This window comes from Pseudomonas sp. NPDC089734 (assembly GCF_044748865.1).
GTDB lineage: Bacteria > Pseudomonadota > Gammaproteobacteria > Pseudomonadales > Pseudomonadaceae > Aquipseudomonas.
Window position 1 is genome coordinate 24,386 of record NZ_JBIVGV010000021.1, and the last position, 16,092, is coordinate 40,477.

13 protein-coding genes are annotated in these 16,092 nt (G+C 59.4%); 7 read left to right on the forward strand and 6 right to left on the reverse strand.

Going from position 1 to position 16,092, the window contains the following annotated elements; all coding sequences use genetic code 11:
* The first annotated feature begins 2 nt into the window (after positions 1–2).
* Both cydB and ACIPY9_RS21650 read left to right on the forward strand, forming a co-directional pair.
* Positions 3–1,010: a cytochrome d ubiquinol oxidase subunit II gene (gene cydB, locus ACIPY9_RS21645; RefSeq protein WP_400706287.1), complete on the forward strand. Its 1,008-nt coding sequence runs from the start codon at positions 3–5 to the stop codon at positions 1,008–1,010.
* Between the two features lie 165 nt (positions 1,011–1,175).
* Complete coding sequence (locus tag ACIPY9_RS21650) at positions 1,176–1,343, forward strand: DUF2474 domain-containing protein (RefSeq protein ID WP_400706290.1); 168 nt, start codon at positions 1,176–1,178, stop codon at positions 1,341–1,343.
* Positions 1,344–1,567: 224 nt separating this feature from the next.
* Here the strand turns inward: ACIPY9_RS21650 and ACIPY9_RS21655 are convergent, their stop codons facing one another.
* A complete protein-coding gene (locus tag ACIPY9_RS21655) occupies positions 1,568–2,692 on the reverse strand; it encodes a methyltransferase (protein WP_400706293.1) in 1,125 nt (374 codons plus the stop codon).
* 109 nt (positions 2,693–2,801) lie between these two features.
* Positions 2,802–3,035 carry a helix-turn-helix transcriptional regulator gene (locus ACIPY9_RS21660; protein WP_400706296.1) on the reverse strand — a complete coding sequence of 78 codons (234 nt, stop codon included), beginning with the start codon at positions 3,033–3,035 and terminating at the stop codon, positions 2,802–2,804.
* Positions 3,036–3,382: 347 nt separating this feature from the next.
* Here ACIPY9_RS21660 and ACIPY9_RS21665 point away from each other — a divergent pair, with 347 nt between their 5' ends.
* Positions 3,383–4,159, forward strand: a complete 777-nt coding sequence (locus tag ACIPY9_RS21665; protein ID WP_400706299.1) for a ferredoxin--NADP reductase — start codon at positions 3,383–3,385, stop codon at positions 4,157–4,159.
* A gap of 124 nt (positions 4,160–4,283) precedes the next feature.
* On the opposite strand, the gene mscL is transcribed toward ACIPY9_RS21665, so the two are convergent.
* Entirely contained in the window at positions 4,284–4,730 is a 447-nt protein-coding gene (mscL, locus tag ACIPY9_RS21670; protein ID WP_400706302.1) for a large-conductance mechanosensitive channel protein MscL, read from the reverse strand.
* A gap of 184 nt (positions 4,731–4,914) precedes the next feature.
* Here mscL and radA point away from each other — a divergent pair, with 184 nt between their 5' ends.
* A complete protein-coding gene (radA, locus tag ACIPY9_RS21675) occupies positions 4,915–6,282 on the forward strand; it encodes a DNA repair protein RadA (protein ID WP_400706305.1) in 1,368 nt (455 codons plus the stop codon).
* 150 nt (positions 6,283–6,432) lie between these two features.
* On the opposite strand, the gene ACIPY9_RS21680 is transcribed toward radA, so the two are convergent.
* Positions 6,433–6,801 carry a PilZ domain-containing protein gene (locus ACIPY9_RS21680; RefSeq protein ID WP_400706308.1) on the reverse strand — a complete coding sequence of 123 codons (369 nt, stop codon included), beginning with the start codon at positions 6,799–6,801 and terminating at the stop codon, positions 6,433–6,435.
* 261 nt (positions 6,802–7,062) lie between these two features.
* Between ACIPY9_RS21680 and ACIPY9_RS21685 the strand changes: the two genes are divergently transcribed.
* The 3 genes from ACIPY9_RS21685 to yjiA all read left to right on the forward strand — a co-directional run bounded on the left by ACIPY9_RS21685 (position 7,063) and on the right by yjiA (position 10,432).
* Positions 7,063–9,138: a carbon starvation CstA family protein gene (locus ACIPY9_RS21685; RefSeq protein WP_400706311.1), complete on the forward strand. Its 2,076-nt coding sequence runs from the start codon at positions 7,063–7,065 to the stop codon at positions 9,136–9,138.
* Between the two features lie 27 nt (positions 9,139–9,165).
* Positions 9,166–9,363, forward strand: a complete 198-nt coding sequence (locus ACIPY9_RS21690; RefSeq protein WP_400706314.1) for a YbdD/YjiX family protein — start codon at positions 9,166–9,168, stop codon at positions 9,361–9,363.
* An 88-nt stretch (positions 9,364–9,451) separates the two neighbouring features.
* Entirely contained in the window at positions 9,452–10,432 is a 981-nt protein-coding gene (gene yjiA / locus ACIPY9_RS21695) for a GTPase (RefSeq protein WP_400706317.1), read from the forward strand.
* Positions 10,433–10,517: 85 nt separating this feature from the next.
* Here the strand turns inward: yjiA and glyA are convergent, their stop codons facing one another.
* On the reverse strand, positions 10,518–11,771 hold the full coding sequence (gene glyA / locus ACIPY9_RS21700; protein ID WP_400706320.1) for a serine hydroxymethyltransferase: 1,254 nt from the start codon (positions 11,769–11,771) through the stop codon (positions 10,518–10,520).
* 235 nt (positions 11,772–12,006) lie between these two features.
* Positions 12,007–15,840: an EAL domain-containing protein gene (locus ACIPY9_RS21705; protein WP_400706323.1), complete on the reverse strand. Its 3,834-nt coding sequence runs from the start codon at positions 15,838–15,840 to the stop codon at positions 12,007–12,009.
* Positions 15,841–16,092 lie beyond the last annotated feature (252 nt).

The window sequence follows — 16,092 nt, forward strand, 5'->3', positions numbered from 1 at the left end:
TCATGGGCATCGATCTTCCACTGATCTGGGCTGTCATCATCATCTTCGGCATCATGATGTACGTGGTGATGGACGGTTTCGACCTGGGCATCGGGATTCTCTTCCCGTTCATGAAAGACAGCTCCGATCGCGACGTGATGATGAACACCGTTGCGCCGGTCTGGGATGGCAACGAGACATGGCTGGTATTGGGCGGCGCAGCGCTGTTCGGTGCCTTTCCCATGGCGTATGCCGTGGTGCTGTCGGCCCTGTACCTGCCGCTGATCTTCATGCTGATGGGGCTGATCTTCCGGGGCGTGGCCTTCGAGTTTCGCTTCAAGGCCACTGAAGCCAAGCGTCACCTGTGGGACAAGGCGTTCATCGGCGGTTCACTGGTCGCCACCTTTTTCCAGGGCGTTGCGCTGGGGGCCTTCATCGAAGGCATCCCGGTCGTCAATCGCGAGTTCGCGGGTGGTTCGCTGGACTGGCTGGCACCGTTTCCGATCTTCTGCGGCCTGGCCTTGATCGTGGCCTATGCCCTGCTGGGATGCACCTGGCTGATCATGAAAACCGAAGGCTCGTTGCAGCAGGCCATGCATGATCTGGCACGCCCTCTGGCGCTGGTGATGCTGGCGGTCATCGGCATTGTCAGTATCTGGACCCCGCTGACGCATGCGGACATCGCGGCCCGCTGGTTCAGCCTGCCCAACCTGTTCTGGTTCATGCCGGTGCCGATCCTGGTGCTGGTCACGATGTACGGGCTGTTCAAGGCCGTGGCTCGTAATGCCCATTACACGCCGTTCCTGCTGACACTGCTGCTGATCTTCCTGGGATACAGCGGCCTGGGCATCAGCCTGTGGCCGCATATCGTGCCGCCTTCGATTTCGATCTGGGAGGCTGCGGCTCCTCCTCAGAGTCAGGGATTCATGCTGGTGGGGACGCTGTTCATCATCCCGTTCATCCTGGGGTACACCTTCTGGAGCTATTACGTGTTCCGGGGCAAGGTGACCGCTGAAGACGGTTATCACTAGGTTCTGTATGAAAAGTCGGCGAGCGAAGGTCAGGCAAGGCAAAAAACGGCGAGGAAGCGGAGTTGACGGGTTGTCAATGAGCATTCCGAGCCGGTTTTTAACGCAGCATGACCGAGCGCAGCCACTTTACGTACAAAACCTAGTCTGGATTAGAGGAGATTGGCGATGTCTGGCAAAGACTCGATGCACGATAAAGATCCGGCAATGAGCAAACCGCTCTGGCAACGATTGGCCTGGCTGGCGGGTATCTGGGCAGGGAGTGTCTTTACGCTGTTCATCGTAGCCAGCCTGATGCGCATGTTCATGAATGCAGCGGGACTGACCACCCACTGATTGCCATGCACTGAATTCCCATCCCGTGTTTGTTGACACGGTTTTATAACCCTCCTTATCAGACTGTGTGAAAACTACTGCGCTCGGTCATGCTGCGTTGAAAACAGGCTCGGAATGCTCATTTACAATACGTAAACTCCGCTTCCTCGCCTGTTTTCGCCTTGCCTGACCGTCGCTCGCTACGTTTTCACACACTCTGCAGTGGAGGGTTTTTTTTAGGTTATTTATTTACGGGCTTTCAGAATGACGAACTTGGGTGTCGCGGCGACTTGTTCCACGCCACGGAACAGCCGTGCGAGCTTGCTGTGATAGCCCAAATGACGATTGCCCACGATATACAGTGCGCCGCCGACCACCAGTGCAGATCGTGCCTGCAGGAACATGCGCCATGCCAGGAAATCGCCGACCACCTGTTGCTGATGGAAAGGCGGGTTACAGAGCACCACATCCAGTGAGTCGGGCTCCTGACCGGCGAGGCCGTCGGCGGCCCGGATCACTACTTCTCGTTCTCCCAGAACCGACTGCCAGTTCTCGGCCGCCGACTGCACGGCCATGAAGGACTCATCCACCAATGTGTAGTGGGCCTGAGGGTTGTCGAGTGCGCTGGCGATGGCCAGGACACCATTGCCGCAACCCAGGTCGGCGACCCTGGCCGTGCCGAGGTTTTTCGGCAGGTAAGGCAGGAAGGCGCGGGTGCCGATGTCCAGTCCGTCACGGCAGAACACGTTGGCGTGATTGATCAGTTCGATGGCGGGCTGGTCGAGGGTGTAGCGGGTCGGGTAGGGCGAGCTCAGGGGCTCTCTGCTTTCCGGGGTGGCGAACAGCAGGCGGGCTTTTTTCACGGCCAGCGATGCCTGCACCGGGCCTACGTATTCTTCCAGCAGATCACCGGCCGAGCGCGGCAGGTGCTTGACCATGGCGGCGGCGATCACCCGTGCGCCGGGGGCCAGTTGGCCTTGCAGGCGAATGAGCTGTTCCTCCAGCAGGGCCAGCGTCTTGGGCACCCGGATCAATACCCAGTCGAAAGGGCCGGTCAGGGGCGCGCTGGCGGGAATCAGCGGTACGGCGTCATAGGCCATGCCATTGCGCGCAAGGTTTTTCTCCAGAGCCTGGGCCGCCAGATACGAGTCCGTGCTGCTGATGACGGTGGCATGCTGTGCCAGGCTGGCGGCCAGGGCGCCGAAGTTATCGTTGAGAACCAGCACCTTGCTTTGCAGCGTCAGGCCGATTTCCGCGACATGGTTGAGCAAGTATTCATCAGCGGCGTCGAATGCCTGCAGAGGTTCATCCTGTTGCTCGGGTTGGCGGATGAGGTCAAGTTGAGCAAAAGGGCTGGTAAGCAAGGGCATGGCTGGCAAAACTCTGGGCAATCGACGTATGTCACATAAGCCCGGAATCGGGCGGGCTCGCTGAGGCCGGTAGTTTTACGTACTTTTTGCGGTTTGGCACTCCGTATGATCAGAACATTCCACTCAAGGCTGCCTGCACGGCGGCCGCAGTCTTGTTGCAAACCCCCATTTTCTGTATCGCGCTGGCGATATGGAAATGGATGGTTCGTTCCTTGAGGCTGAGGATGATTGCGATGTCGCCGGCGGTCTTGCCTTCGGCGGACCATTTGAGAATTTCGATTTCTCGTTGTGTGAGGTTTTTCGATTGCGAGGGAGACAGTGAGTTAAGTTCCATGGGATGCATGATCGCCTCCATACCTTTGATGGCGAGATGTTTCTAATTGTCTTTGTAGTCTAGGAACAATCCCTTGAGTAATAGCCGTGGGAAAACGCATCCAGACGAGTGGTGTGATGGCTTTCTTGAATGCCAGAGAGGTGTTTCTGGCTGAAATGATGATGGGGGCGTGGTTGCTTCTTTCGTGTTGTAGAAGCGCTCGACCAAAGAGCATCAGACTCAAGAACCAAATACTCTAAATGGATGTCTGTGCGTCGACAGGCCAAGGCACTACAAACAGCCGGTGTTTATCGGGCGCGCTTTGGGGGAGACTAGAGGCCCATACACCCCTGCCAGCCCGGAGTCAGAAACACACCATGACCACCAGCGAAGACAAGTTCACCCGTCAGACCCTGCAATGCGTGACGCCGTTGACCCACAACCTGTTTACCCTGCGCACGACCCGTGATCCGGGGTTTCGCTTTCGCGCCGGGCAGTTTGCACGCCTTGGCGTGACAAAGGCGGACGGCAGCACGGTCTGGCGTGCCTACTCGATGGTCTCTTCGCCTCATGACGAGTTTCTGGAGTTTTTCTCCATCGTGGTCCCGGATGGCGAGTTCACCAGCGAGTTGAGCCGCTTGCGTGAAGGGGACACGCTGCTGGTCGAGAAGCAGGCGACGGGTTATCTGACGCCGGATCGCTTTGTCGATGGCCGGGATCTGTGGCTGTTGTCCACAGGCACGGGCGTCGCGCCTTTTCTTTCGATCCTTCAGGATTTCGAGATCTGGGAGAAGTTCGAGCGCATCATCCTGGTCTACAGCGTGCGGGAGTCCAGAGAGCTGGCTTATCAACAGCTGATCGCCGAGTTGATGGCGCGCGATTACCTGGCCGAGTACGCAGAGAAATTCCTGTTCCTGCCCACCGTCACCCGCGAGCAACATCCGGGGGCCTTGCATGGCCGCATTACGACCCTGATCGAGAATGGCGAGCTGGAGCGAGCGGCCGGTGTTGCGCTGACGCCCGAGCATTCGCGCGTGATGATCTGCGGCAATCCGCAAATGATCGATGACACGAGAGCAGTGCTCAAACAACGGGACATGCAGTTGAACCTGACCCGTCGCCCGGGGCAGGTGGTGGTGGAAAACTACTGGTAGGCGTGAATTCATTCGCGAAGACAGCATTCCAGGCAATGGATGTGTTGCGGATCCTCCGGCCTCTTCGCGGATGAATCCGCTCCTACAGGTCAATCCGGTTCGCTGTCACGCGCTTATCCCGACATCACAGCGGGCGAGTCGGGTCCACGGTAACGGGAGCCGCAGGTTTGTTCTGTTCCTTCAGCAGATCCCGGATCTCGCCCAGCAGCACTTCTTCCTTGGACGGTGTCGGTGGCAGGGTCGGGGCCTTGGCTTCTTCGCGCTTGAGGCGGTTGATGGCCTTGACGCCCATGAAGATGGCGAAGGCAACGATGACGAAGTCGATCACGGTCTGAATGAATTTGCCGTAAGCCAGCAGTACGGCCGGGGTATTGCCTTCGGCGGCTCGCAGCGTGATGGCCAGGTCACTGAAGTCCACACCGCCGATCAACAGGCCCAGCGGAGGCATGATGACGTCGCCGACGAACGACGAAACGATCTTGCCGAATGCTGCGCCAATGATGATACCGACGGCCATATCGACCACATTACCTTTGACGGCAAAGGCTTTGAATTCGCTTAATACGCTCATGGGCGCTCCTTGTTACAAATGGATGTGATCGGATTCAGTGTAATGGAGCAAGCCCTGTCTTGCCCGGTCCACCTGCAATCGACCGAAGCCGGCGTGGGAAGTTTTATCGAATCCGGTAAAAACCAGCACCCGGCGGCAGGTCTCGTGCTGCGTTATCATGGTCCTTTTTACGACTGGGGTTGCCATGGCCAAGGCAAAACGTTTGTACGGCTGCACAGAGTGCGGCGCGACTTTTCCCAAGTGGGCAGGCCAGTGCAGCGACTGTGGTGCCTGGAACACACTGGTTGAAACCATGCTGGAAAGCGGCGCGGCCGCTGCGCCCAGTGGACGCACCGGCTGGGCCGGTTCTCAGGCTCAGATCAAGACCCTGGCCGAAGTCAGTGTCGAAGAGATTCCGCGTTTCTCCACCAAGTCCACCGAGCTGGACCGTGTGCTGGGTGGCGGGCTTGTGGATGGTTCGGTGGTGTTGATCGGCGGTGATCCGGGGATCGGCAAGTCCACGATTCTGTTGCAGACCCTGTGCAACATCGCCGAGCGCATGCCGGCCCTGTATGTGACGGGCGAAGAATCCCAGCAGCAGGTGGCCATGCGTGCGCGGCGTCTGGGCTTGCCTCAGGACAAGCTGCGGGTCATGACCGAAACCTGCATTGAGTCCATCATCGCCACCGCCCGTGTCGAACACCCCAAGGTCATGGTGATCGACTCCATCCAGACGATCTTTACCGAACAACTGCAATCGGCTCCCGGTGGCGTGGCACAAGTGCGGGAAAGCGCGGCATTGCTGGTGCGTTATGCCAAGCAGAGCGGCACGGCGATTTTCCTGGTGGGCCATGTCACCAAGGAGGGCGCGCTGGCTGGCCCCCGCGTCCTGGAACACATGGTCGATACCGTGCTGTATTTCGAGGGCGAGTCCGATGGGCGCTTGCGCTTGTTGCGCGCCGTGAAGAACCGTTTCGGGGCTGTCAACGAACTGGGCGTGTTCGGCATGACGGACAAGGGGCTCAAGGAAGTCTCCAATCCATCGGCGATTTTCCTGACCCGCGCCCAGGAAGAAGTGCCCGGCAGTGTGGTCATGGCTACCTGGGAAGGCACTCGACCGATGCTGGTCGAAGTTCAGGCACTGGTCGATGACAGCCACATGTCCAACCCGCGCCGGGTGACGCTGGGGCTGGATCAGAATCGCCTGTCCATGCTGCTGGCGGTGCTGCATCGCCATGGCGGCATTCCGACCCATGATCAGGATGTATTCCTTAACGTGGTAGGCGGTGTGAAAGTGCTGGAAACGGCGTCCGACCTGGCGCTGATGGCGGCGGTCATGTCCAGCCTGCGCAACCGGCCATTGCCCCATGATTTGCTGGTATTCGGAGAGGTGGGGCTTTCCGGAGAAGTCAGGCCGGTGCCCAGTGGGCAGGAGCGTTTGAAAGAGGCCGCCAAGCATGGCTTCAAGCGTGCCATCGTGCCAAAGGGTAATGCCCCCAAGGAAGCGCCGGCCGGGTTGCAGATCATTGCCGTTACACGCCTTGAACAGGCGCTGGATGCGTTGTTCGAGTAGGAGCGAATTCAGTCGCGAAGGCATTCTTTCTGACGGTACAGATAGTGTGAATGTCGCGGCTCTTCCCGGATAAATCCGGTCCCACAGGTTTCCTGTTTGCTGATCGACAGTGCAGCGTCAGGAACACTGCGGGACCTTCCACCGATTTGTTCAGACGTCGATCAGGGCTGCCAGCTCCCGATCCAGTTCGGCAGGATCACCCAGATTCAGTTCCACCAGCCGCTTCAGGTGGCTGATGGAGCCCAGCCCGATGTGCAGGCAGACGAACCCGAGGTGGTGGTTATCATCGTGGGTCAGCTTCACGTCCATCTTTACGTAAACATCGTCGCTGAGGTGGATGTCGACCAGAAAGTGCTCTTTCGGATCGCCTGTCCAGGGTTCAGGTCGCTCGATGAGCATCCCTTTCAGGGACAGGTCAAGCAACTGCACTTTCCAGGTGTTGTTACCCTGGTAGAGGTCGGTCTTGGCGTCGAAAGCGATGCGCTTGAAACGACGACGATCTGCGGGTGAGTCGGTCATCAACTGAACTCTCTTGGTAACGACTGACGGTCGGTCAGCGGACAGGCCACGATAATGGCACCGTTGTCTACGCAAGATAGACCTGAACGGGTCTGCCGAACAGTTCCCGCGCCGATTTTTATTGCTGGCCAGGGCAATGAACCCTGTTATTTCTTTTCTCCTGTTCAAAGGCCGTCTAGACCATCGTGGGGGGTGGCCTTTCGCTGCGACAGAGCTAAACTCGCATTGCTTGCCTTCTAGTCACTCTGCTGGAATAGAAAAATGAAAAATAATAATAGCCTTATGCGGCATATCCCCTGGTTGCTGCTCGCAATCGTGGGGGCTTGTGCCTTGGGGGTTGTGGCACTGCGTCGTGGCGAAGCAATCAACGCCTTGTGGATTGTGGTCGCTGCTGTTGCCATCTATCTGGTTGCTTATCGTTACTACAGTCTCTTCATTGCCAACCATGTCATGCAGCTCGATCCGTTGCGTGCGACACCGGCAGTGGTCAACAACGATGGTCTGGACTATGTGCCGACCAACAAACACATTCTTTTCGGTCACCACTTCGCGGCCATCGCAGGTGCGGGTCCATTGGTCGGTCCGGTACTGGCCGCACAAATGGGCTATCTGCCCGGCACGCTCTGGCTGATCGCCGGTGTGGTACTGGCCGGTGCGGTGCAGGACTTCATGATCCTGTTCCTGTCCACACGCCGTAACGGTCGCTCGCTGGGCGACATGGTGCGCGAGGAAATGGGCCGTATTCCCGGCACCATCGCCCTGTTCGGCTGCTTCCTGATCATGATCATCATCCTTGCGGTGCTGGCGCTGATCGTGGTCAAGGCCCTGGCCGAAAGCCCATGGGGCATGTTCACCGTGATGGCGACCATTCCGATCGCGATGTTCATGGGCGTGTACATGCGCTACATCCGCCCGGGTCGCATCGGTGAAATCTCGATCATCGGCGTGGTTCTGTTGCTGGCTTCGATCTGGATCGGCGGTTCGGTTGCGGCCGATCCGACCTGGGCACCGATGTTCACTTTCACCGGTGTGCAGATCACCTGGATGCTGGTGGGCTACGGTTTTGTCGCCGCCATGCTGCCGGTCTGGCTGTTGCTGGCCCCGCGTGACTACCTGTCGACCTTCCTCAAGATCGGCACCATCGTGGCCCTGGCCATCGGTATCCTGATCCTGGCGCCCGAGCTGAAAATGCCAGCCCTGACCCAGTTCACCGACGGCACTGGCCCGGTCTGGAAGGGCACCCTGTTCCCGTTCCTGTTCATCACCATTGCCTGCGGCGCGGTGTCGGGCTTCCATGCCCTGATTTCCTCGGGCACCACGCCCAAGCTGCTGGATAACGAAGTCAACGCTCGTTATATCGGTTACGGCGGCATGCTGATGGAGTCGTTCGTGGCGATCATGGCGATGGTGGCGGCTTCGGTCATCGAGCCAGGCGTGTACTTCGCCATGAACAGCCCGGCCGCTGTGGTCGGCAGCGATGTGGTGTCGGTAGCGGCCAAGGTCAGCGAGTGGGGCTTCCTCATCACGCCGGACCAGCTGACCGCCGTGGCCAAGGACATCGGCGAGAACACCATCCTGGCCCGCGCCGGTGGTGCACCGACCCTGGCGGTCGGTATCGCGCAGATCCTTCACCAGGCCCTGCCGGGTGAGAACACCATGGCGTTCTGGTACCACTTTGCGATCCTCTTCGAGGCGCTGTTCATCCTCACCGCTGTCGATGCCGGTACCCGTGCCGGTCGCTTCATGCTTCAGGACCTGCTGGGCAGCTTCGTGCCAGCCCTCAAGCGCACCGAGTCGTGGACCGCTAACGTCATCGGCACCGGTGGCTGCGTGGCCCTGTGGGGTTACCTGCTGTATCAAGGCGTGATCGATCCGCTGGGTGGCATCAACACCCTGTGGCCACTGTTCGGCATCTCCAACCAGATGCTGGCCGGTATTGCCCTGATGCTCGCCAGCGTGGTGCTGATCAAGATGAAGCGTCAGCGCTATGTCTGGGTCACCGTACTGCCAGCCTCGTGGCTGCTGATCTGCACCGTCACTGCCGGTCTGATCAAACTGTTCGACAGCAACCCTGCCGTCGGCTTCCTGGCCCTGGCCAAGAAGTACAGCGCAGCGGCGGATGCCGGTCAGATCCTGGCTCCGGCCAAGAACATGGACCAGATGCAGCACGTGATCTTCAACGCTTACACCAACGCTGGCCTGACGGTGCTGTTCCTGTTCGTGGTGGCAAGCATCCTGTTCTACGCCCTGAAAGTCGGCAGTGCCGCCTGGAGCAAGACCGAGCGTAGCGACAAGGAAGCCCCGTACAAAGAAATGCCACCGGCATCGCAGGTGTGAACGTGACAGTCACCAGAGGATCGGCCCATGTTCAATGACCTCAGTCGCCTCGGCAAATACCTCGGTCAGGCCGCACGCCTGATGGTGGGCATGCCGGACTACGACAACTACGTCGAGCACATGACGGCCACTCACCCGGACAAGCCGGTGATGAGCTACGAGGAGTTCTTTCGGGAGCGCCAGGAAGCCCGTTACGGTGGCAAGAGTGGTCCGAAGTGTTGCTGATCCTCTGAACTGCGTTATTGTCTGACCCGACGCGCCACAGGCCTGTGCCTGTGGCGCGTTGTCATTTTTGTCCTGCCAAGGAGCCCCAATGAGCGAATTGCAACCCATCCCGGTCACGGTACTGACCGGTTTTCTGGGCGCCGGCAAGACCACCTTGCTGCGTCACTTGCTCAAGGCCGAACACGGCTTGAAGATCGCCGTGATCGAAAACGAATTCAGCGATGCGGGCATCGACAGTCAGTTGTTGGGCGACGACCCGGTGCAGGTGATGACCCTGTCCAACGGCTGCGTGTGCTGCACCATCCACACTGACCTGACCAAGGCGCTGTACTTGCTGCTGGAGCGGCTGGACAGCGGCGAAATCGCCTTCGACCGGCTGGTCATCGAGTGCACCGGGCTGGCGGACCCGGCCCCTGTGGCCCAGACCTTTTTCATCGACGAGGAACTGCGCGAGCGCTATATCCTCGACGGCATCATCACGCTTGTGGATGCGGCCCATGCCGACACCCACCTGACCCAGACCATTGCCCAGGCCCAGATCGGCTTTGCCGACCGCCTGCTGGTGAGCAAGCGCGACCTGGTGGATGAAGAGGCCTTCCAGGCACTCTCCGCTCGTCTGACTCGCATCAACCGTCGTGCGCCGATTCGTGTCGTAGAACACGGCAAGATCGATCTGGCTGAACTGTTGGATGTCAGGGGCTTCAACCTCAATGCCGATCTTGGCGGTGGCGTGACGCTGCGGCCGCTTGCGCCGGTCGGTAATTCCACTGACCGGATTTCCAGCCTTGTACTGCGCAGCGACAAGCCGCTGGATATCGACAGGCTCAGCGAGTTCATGAACGAGCTGCTTGAAGACCACGGCAAGCAACTGCTGCGTTACAAGGGCGTGCTCAATATCGCGGGCGAACCGCGTCGCATGGTGTTTCAGGGGGTGTTGAAACTCTATGGTTTCGACTGGGATACCGAATGGGCAGAAGACGAAACACGCGAAAGCGTGATCGTGTTCATTGCCGACGATTTGCCGGAGGAGAAGATCCGGGCGGGGTTTGCAAGGATGGAGGGCGCCTGAGGCGTTCCGAGTGACAGCGCGTTACGAAAAAGCCCCGGCTCGCGAGAGTCGGGGCTTTGTGTTTCATCGCTGAAGCGAGGCTGTCTTAAGCGCCGTAAACCGGCAGCTTGGCGCAGATGGCCTTGACCTTCTCGCGAACCGCGTCGATCACGGCTTCGTTGTTCAGGTCAGCCAGGATGTCGCAGATCCAGCCAGCCAGTTCCTTGCACTCTGCTTCCTTGAAGCCGCGAGTGGTCACTGCCGGGGTGCCGAAGCGCAGACCGGAGGTGACGAACGGGGAGCGTGGGTCGTTCGGTACGGAGTTCTTGTTCACGGTGATGAATGCACGGCCCAGAGCGGCGTCGGCATCTTTACCGGAGATGTCCTGCTTGATCAGCGACAGCAGGAACAGGTGGTTTTCAGTACCGCCGGAAACCACGTCGAAGCCACGTTCGATGAACACGCTTGCCATGGCCTGGGCGTTCTTGACCACTTGTTGCTGGTAGGTCTTGAACTCAGGTTGCAGGGCTTCCTTGAAGCAGACAGCCTTGGCCGCGATGACGTGCTCCAGCGGGCCGCCTTGTGCGCCCGGGAAAACAGCGGAGTTCAGCTTCTTCTCGATGTCGGCGTTGGCGCGAGCCAGGATCAGGCCGCCACGTGGGCCACGCAGGGTCTTGTGAGTGGTGGTGGTCACGACGTCGGCGAACGGAACCGGGTTCGGGTAGACGCCCGCAGCGACCAGACCGGCTACGTGAGCCATGTCGACGAACAGGTAGGCGCCGACCTTGTCAGCGATTGCGCGGAAACGGGCGAAGTCCAGAACCTGCGAGTAGGCAGAGAAACCGGCCACGATCATTTTTGGCTTGTGCTCGACGGCCAGGCGCTCGACTTCGTCGTAGTCGATCATGCCGTTGGCGTCGATGCCGTACTGAACGGCGTTGTACAGCTTGCCCGACGAGCTGACGCTGGCGCCGTGAGTCAGGTGACCGCCGTGAGCCAGGCTCATGCCCAGAATGGTGTCGCCGCCTTGCAGCAGGGCCAGGTAAACAGCCGAGTTGGCTTGCGAACCGGCGTGCGGCTGGACGTTGGCGTAGTCGGCACCGAACAGCTCCTTGGCGCGGTCGATGGCCAGTTGCTCAACCACGTCGACGTACTCGCAACCGCCGTAGTAACGCTTGCCTGGATAGCCTTCGGCGTACTTGTTGGTCAGAGCCGAACCCTGGGCTTCCATGACCGCCGGGCTGGTGTAGTTTTCCGAAGCGATCAGTTCGATGTGCTCTTCCTGGCGCACGGCTTCTTGTTCCATGGCGGCGAAGAGATCGGGGTCGAACTTGGCGATAGTCAAATCACGGCTGAACATGGCAGTCCTCGAGGGTTGGAGCAGAAAAGGGGGGCATTCTACCTCATCGGGTTTTATCTGGCATATGAAAGGGGTTCATTTGTCGATGAGGGGGATGCAAGTGGGGGGGAGGCAAGTCTCAAGCTACAAGCTACAAGCTACAAGCTACAAGCTACAAGCAAGAGCAGACCGCAGCGTCCTTTGCTTTTTCTTGAAGCTTCCAACTTGCCGCTTGCCGCTACTGTTCCTGTTCGACCTAGTCGAACATGAACAGCGCATCATTGCTGAACTGCGCCTCGAACTGCGAGGCGGGCATCGGGCGGCCGAAGAGGTAGCCCTGGACTTCGTCGCAACCGTGCTCGCGCAGGAACTCGAGTTGTTCATGGGTCTCGACGCCTTCGGCGATTACCGCAAGGTTCAGGCTGTGGGCCATGGCGATAATGGCGCGGGCGATCTGGGCGTCCTGTTCGCCCGAAGGCAGGCCGTCGACAAAGGTGCGGTCGATCTTGAGGATGTCGATCGGGAACTGCTTGAGGTAGTTCAGCGACGAGTAGCCGGTGCCGAAGTCATCGACCGCGATGCTCAGGCCAAGGTTCTTGAGCCCGTCCAGCATCTGCATGGCTTCGTTGACTTCGCGCATCAGAATACTTTCGGTCAGTTCCAGCTCGAGGCACGCCGGTGGCAGGCCGGTTTCGCCCAGCATGTGAGCGATACGTTTGCCGAGCTGTCCATCCGAGAACTGACGGGCAGAAATGTTCACCGAGACCTTGGGCACTCGGACCTTGGCCTGATGCCAGCTCTTGAGCTGGCGGCAGGCTTCGGCCAGCACCCAGTCGCCGACTTCCACCACCAGCCCGAGTTCTTCCAGGACCGGGATGAAGTCGCTGGGCGGTACCAGGCCGCGGCGTGGATGCCGCCAGCGCAGCAACGCTTCGGCACCGGTCAGGCGTTTGCCGTCGCCGCTGAACTGGGGCTGGTAATAAATCGTGAACTCTTGCTGTTCCAGGGCATGGCGCAGGTCGCTTTCCAGTTCCAGACGTTCCAGGGCCGTGGCGTTCATGTCGGCCTGATAGAACTGGAAGTTGTTCTTGCCGCGTTCCTTGGCGTGGTACATCGCGGTGTCGGCGTTTTTCATCAGCTGGCTCAGTTCGTTACCGTCCTGAGGGCTCAGGGCGATACCGATACTGGCGGTCACGAAGAACTCGCGCCCTTCCAGCACGAAAGGGGTCACCAGGCTGTTCAGGATCTGCTCGGCCACGTGGATGGCCCGGTTCAGGGCGATGTCGCGTGTGGCGCCCGGTTGCAGCAGCAGGGTGAACTCATCGCCGCCCATGCGTGCCACGGTGTCATCGTCGGCAACGCAGGCCAGCAGGCGTGTAGCCATTTCCTTGAGCATGCGGTCGCCGGCGGCATGGCCCAGGGAGTCGTTGATCGGTTTGAAGCGATCCAGGTCCAGGAACATCAGGACCACCCAGGCCTGTTGCCGCTCGGCCTGTTGCAGGGCCGAATGCAGGCGATCCTGGAACAGGGTCCGGTTGGGCAGGTGCGTCAGGGCGTCGTAATAGGCCAGGCGGTGAATACGCTGTTCGCTGGCCTTGCGCTCGCTGATATCGCTGAAGAAGCACACATAGCTGGCCAGGTCGCCTTCATCGTCCACCACGGCTGTGATACCGACCCAGGCCGGGTAATTCTCGCCATTGCGACGCTTGAGCCAGACCTCTCCTTCCCAGGTCCCACGCTGATTCAGCTGTTTGAGGATGTAGCGCAGGTGGGCCTCCTGTTCTCCATCTACGGTCAGCATGTTGGGAAGCTGATCGAGCACCTGCGAGACGTCATAACCGCTGACACGGGTGAAGGCATCGTTGGCCTGCACGATATAGCCCGCCGGGTCGGTAATGAGGATCGCGGACGTGGAGTGCTCGAAAACGGTGGCGGCCATGCGCAGATCCTTTTCTGCGCGACGCTGGGTGCTGATATCGCGGCCGACACCCAATATGCCTTCGAAGGTGCCGTTCTCGTCCCACACCAGAACCAGTCGCAGTTCGACGGGGATCTTGCGGCCGTCGGCGCGCAGGCAGTCGAACAGGTATACCTGGGTCGGTACATCCTGGCGCAGTCTGGCGAGCTCATTGGGTTTGTCGAGAACCTTGTTGATACGCGCTATCAGGTTGTAGAAGCCCGAGAGCTGCAACGGGTTGGCAACCGTGGCGCTCCAGCCATTCTTGAGGATCCACTCGGCGCTGTAGCCCAGAACGCTCTGGACCGAAGGGCTGACATAATTGGCTTCAAGCATGCTGTCGGTGGAGAAGATCACATCGCTGATGCTTTCGGCGAGCATGCGGTAGCGTTGCTCGCTGTCACGCAGAGACTGGCTGGCCGCCACCTGTTCGGTAATGTCCTTGGCGACACCGATGATCCGGGTGACCAGATCGTCCTTGTCACGCGCCAGTGCCTGTTCGCGGATATCGAAGCAGCGCCAGTTGTGTTCGCTGTCGCGAAAGCGCAGGACACACTGCAGCAACTCGTTGTGCCCGTGATGGCGCTGGCGCAGGCGCATGTCCTGATAGCTCTTGGCGTCGTCCGGGTGCAGCAGGATTTCCCAGAAGAACTCCCCCATCGCGTGCAGCTCGCCCTTGCTGTAGCCCAGCGTCTGCCCGAGGTGGTGGTTGCTGTAGATCATGCGTTGGCTGAGGACGTCCTGCACATACAGGTGATCCGGTACGGTGCGTACCACATCCGACCAGAAGCGTTCGCGCTCCTGCAACGACAGTTCGATCTGCTTGCGGCTGGTGATGTCGCCAATGCTGAGAATGACGGCATCAAAGTCGGACTGGGCCTCGGGCAAGCGTAATACCAGCCACAGATGCTGGTCCTGGCCGGATTCCTGGGTCAGGCGGATCTCCAGTTCAAGCCGCTGTTGTCTATTGAGAACCGCATGAATCACCTGGATGCCGATACCGGGGCGGGTGCGGGATTCGCCCTCGATCAATTGTTGCCAGGCCTGATCGCCACAGTCGATATTCAGCAGGCTCAGGGCAACCTGATTGACCTCCGTAATGCGCAATTGCTGCAACAACCTTTTCAAGTGGCCCGGCTGTGTTTCGCGCAAATGGTCGAAGTCTTGCGATGTGTGGACCTGAAGGGTTTCAAGCTGCTCGGGCAGACCGGACATGTCCAGTACACAGATGGCAACACCGGCGCCCTCGAAAATGTCCTGATAACGGCGGCGGCTCTCCAGCAACAGGCGCTGGCGACGGCGCAGGCTGAGGATCGCAGCCAGCGGCAGAAGTGAAAACAGCAGGCCGATCATGCATTTCAGGATCAGGGGGGCAAGAAGCTCCCGGCGTGCCTTGTCGGCATCGTACAGGCCGTGCAGTTGCCAGTCGCTGTTGCTCAATGGCTGAAGCAGAACGCTTTCGGCATGGTCGGAGTCGCTGGTCATGGCCACGTCGCGCAGGATGATCCGTTGCGTGATGCGGTTTTCGAGACGCCACAGGTACGGGATGTCCTGATTGGGCTGTTGCATCAGGGTTCTCAGCGCATCCGGTGCCAGACGCACGACCCAGTAGGCCCCCGTCATGCCTCCGGATTGATGCACGAACATGTAGATCTGTGAGCCGTTTTCGGAATTGGTGTAGTAGTAGGTGCGGCCCAATGCCTGCTGAAGCGCGCCTTTGAGAAACGCTCTGTCGGGCGTGTTGTCGGCACTGTCCTTGATCACTTCGCCTTCAGGGCTGAGCCAGACAATGCTGCGCAGGGAGGGAAGGGCCTCGCGCAGTTTCTCCTGTGTCGACTTCTGCTCCGGATCCTGCTTCTCCGAAGGCATGGCTTCATCGAGCAGGTTCATGGTGATCTGCGCACTCAGGGCCATGTTGAGGCCCAGGCGGTCGGCCAGCTGGGTACTGTAATCGAGGCTACGCTGGCGCTGGCGTTCCTGATTCTGATGGAACTGTTCAAGCAGTTGCCACAGCAATAACGCAAGCATCAGCAGAACAAGGGCTGCCAGTACACCTTTCAAGGAGCTACGCAAAGGCAAAACAGCCGTTCCTTTGGCTGTTTCTGATGGCTTTGAGGGCGTTGGTGTTGGCAAATCGTTGTTCCTGACTACTGGACTGAAGCAGCGAGTGCGTTATGCAATATAAGCCGGGCGCCCAAAGGGCGGCTAGCATGCCTTGACTTGTGGCTAAGTGCCAGTCCTGGTGGGCTGGATCGTTTGCCCTGCAAGCCGCATTCGGGTAGCTTTGCCCGATGCGCGTTTTAAACCGACTCCTGCAAGCGTGAATCCACTGCCTGCAAACATCGATCCTGCTTTATATTTGCCCCTATGCCAAAGTCTGTTTCC